Origin of the sequence: Cupriavidus phytohabitans (assembly GCF_000426345.1) — a bacterium.
Lineage (GTDB): Bacteria > Pseudomonadota > Gammaproteobacteria > Burkholderiales > Burkholderiaceae > Cupriavidus.
This window is the reverse complement of record NZ_AUFE01000187.1, coordinates 1-2760: the sequence shown is the minus strand read 5'-3', so window position 1 is coordinate 2760 and position 2760 is coordinate 1. Positions and strand designations below refer to the sequence as shown.

The following is a 2760-nucleotide window of genomic DNA, read 5'->3' as shown; positions in this document are numbered from 1 at the left end:
CCATCAACTTAGCTTCCACCTGATGCGCAGCCTTGGCATTTGCCCATGTTGCGCGTCCGGCTGATCGATCACATTTGTGACACAGTAAGACTAGGTGAACCGCCATATAAATCCGTATATGAAGAGAAGACGGCCAAGAGCACGGTGGCGTGAGGATCGTTGCGTGGCTTCGCGAAAGGGAGCAGCCTCTCTGGCGTACGTGTCGGTCGTCCCCTCTTTCTTTCAGCTCCGGCGAAGGAGTTCCCGTTGTTCCTCCGCTGTGTAATTGCTGACATGTCCTTCCTTTGCCGCCTGCCGACGTGCGGCTGCGACGAGCGACTTGCTACGCAGGGGAGGGGACGGCGCAGAGACTTGCCTAGTCAGTGTCACGCTGCCACATTGCGGGCACACGGGCTTTTGGCTTGCGCGTACAAGCGTTTCGTAGCGTAGACCGCATTGGCAGCAAACATAGTCGTAGAGCGGCATAGGCCTCTTCTTCATAGAAAATTAGTATCCAACGGAATGGCCTCTGTTCGATGGTCGATGCAATTCCTCATTACGCAATCAGTCGTCATTTCCAGAGCGTTTCGCCCGTCGGGTGCAACGAGCCTTTCGTTTGCTCCTAGCGACATCAAAAATCTCATAACGTCAAGCCGGCCACTTGCAGCGGCCCGCATTAGACACGTGAGGTCATCTCCGTTTGTGTGATCGATATCGAGGCCGGCGTTGATTAACCTGAGGATAGTTTTTGGCGCACCGTTCAAACACGCATACCAGAGCGCACTATTCTCTTCGTCGTCTAGCATGGCGACGGGTACACCCTCATAGAGCAAAGTCGCGACAATGTGGTCATTCCCCTCTAGCGCGGCCTCCATCAGTGGCGTAATGCCATTTACGCCAAATGAAGCTGCGTCGGGGAAGCCATGGTTCGACAGCCATATCACAAGGGGCGCATGCCTACGGCTTTTCCACGATACTTCGATACTTCGGGGGCGTTCAGTATCTATGATCTCGTAGGGGGCAATCGTGTTCTCCAGTGACATCTGGCACTCCGGTTGTATCTGTGTATCCCGTTAGACGAATCGTCACACTTCAAGAGGCCGCAATGAAAACGTCAGACTGGTCGATTTTCGTGTGGATTGCGCACCGGCCCCATCACTTTGATTCCTTCTTCATAGCTGATAATGTCAAAGGGCAACTCGAATCGGCAACCGGCGTCGGCTATAGCATCCAACTTCGCTGCCGTACTTTGCTTTTTCAGCTCATTTTTTTCCAAGTACAGAAGCTCCAGCATCTCGTTGTACACAGTCGACTCAATGATCGGCAGTACATAGAACATTGCTCCCCTGTACGGTACTTGGTACCGCTTAGTCAGATCGATATTGTCGCAGAAGAGGAAGTACTTCCCGCGCGCGTGCAAGGCGTCACCCAACACTTCGGCGACGTCTCTTAAGTGCTCGAAACTCAAGAGCCAGCCGCAAAAGAATGGCAGCTGAGAATCACCCGCATGGGCCACAGCCATCACCTGCTCGCAGCACAGTTCGGGTGGCCGCGCCTCGTCGGCGAGCCGCGGGGCGAAGCGGAGCGCAAGTTCGCCCCGAAAACCAACGCGCCTTGGCTTCGTCGTTCGACCCTTGAAGACTGCATTGAGAAGACGCCCCTCGTGTTGGAGACGCGCGAACGGGGTGTCGTCGAGCTCATCACGAACAGGTGTAGCGGTCATACATATTCCTCCTTTCAAGCAAAGGCACCCCACACTAACCGAAACGTTGCGTATGGAGCGACGCGACGGCTAAGACCTCCGCAACATCCGTACCAGTAAAAAAATATGCTGAGATGGTATGCGGGCAGGCTTTCGAGGAGTAGCGAGGTGTCATTCGCGACAAAAGGAGCAGAGGTTTGTCTTAAAGGCCACTGAAAAAAAGTACATGGCACTACACGCTCACGCCAAAGTTGAGAAACCATTGATGCTGAGAAACGCGACGAGGAAACCGACTGAACTGGGAACTGGGCGGAACAACCGCTGTGCAGTGGCCGAAGAACGAAAGGCAAGCGCTCAGTTTCGGCAATAATGTTATGCGACGCGGGTAGGCCCCCGAGCTCAGGCGCTGCTAGTGGCTAAGGACGCCGCCGCCCTGTCCCCCGGAACCAAGCAGTACACGGCCGGCGTAGCTTTCTACAAGCCGACCTGTAGAGACGCTGAAATTTACCGTCAGTCGTTTCAAATCAAATCGGAATCTGGGTGCTCGATAGCACTTCCTTGAGCGTCATGAAGGAACGGAGTTGTCGTACACCGGGCAGGTATAGAAGTTGCTCGGAATGCAGTCTGTTAAAGCTCTCGCTATCCCGAGTCCGGACCAACATGAAATAATCGAACTCCCCAGCTACTACATGGCATTCCATGCAGCCTGTGACTTCTATCGCGGCCTCCTCAAACTTCGAAAAGGACTCGGGAGTGGCACGTTCCAGGACCACGCCAATCAATACAAGCATGCCAGCCCTTAGCTTCACCGGATTCAGCAGCGCCACGATGCCACGGATGAGGCCAGTCCTCTTGAGTCGTTCAAGGCGCCGAGAGCACGCCGGCGGGCTTAGATTGAGATGCGCTGCCAGCGCCAAGTTGAGATCGATGCATCTTGCTGCATGGCTCTCAAGATGGTCTTGTCGATACCATCTAGTGCATCAACGCTTACCTGGTTGGTTGGTCGTGTGAAATGTTGTGGTTCCCATGGGTTTCATGGGCGTTGTTGCATAAATCCGGGGTCGGTTGGGCTGACGTTT

General features: G+C 54.4%; 3 protein-coding genes and 1 pseudogene. All 4 read right to left on the bottom strand.

Features of this window, described 5'->3' with window-relative positions; genetic code table 11:
• Positions 1-222: 222 nt before the first annotated feature.
• Positions 223-465 carry an FmdB family zinc ribbon protein gene (locus K309_RS41295; protein ID WP_084402710.1) on the bottom strand — a complete coding sequence of 81 codons (243 nt, stop codon included), beginning with the start codon at positions 463-465 and terminating at the stop codon, positions 223-225.
• An 11-nt stretch (positions 466-476) separates the two neighbouring features.
• Complete coding sequence (locus K309_RS38855) at positions 477-1022, bottom strand: ankyrin repeat domain-containing protein (protein WP_051320773.1); 546 nt, start codon at positions 1020-1022, stop codon at positions 477-479.
• Between the two features lie 71 nt (positions 1023-1093).
• Positions 1094-1702, bottom strand: a complete 609-nt coding sequence (locus K309_RS0134430) for a hypothetical protein (RefSeq protein ID WP_029050413.1) — start codon at positions 1700-1702, stop codon at positions 1094-1096.
• 503 nt (positions 1703-2205) lie between these two features.
• Positions 2206-2624 (bottom strand): annotated as a pseudogene (locus tag K309_RS38850) (Lrp/AsnC family transcriptional regulator).
• Between the last annotated feature and the right edge of the window lie 136 nt (positions 2625-2760).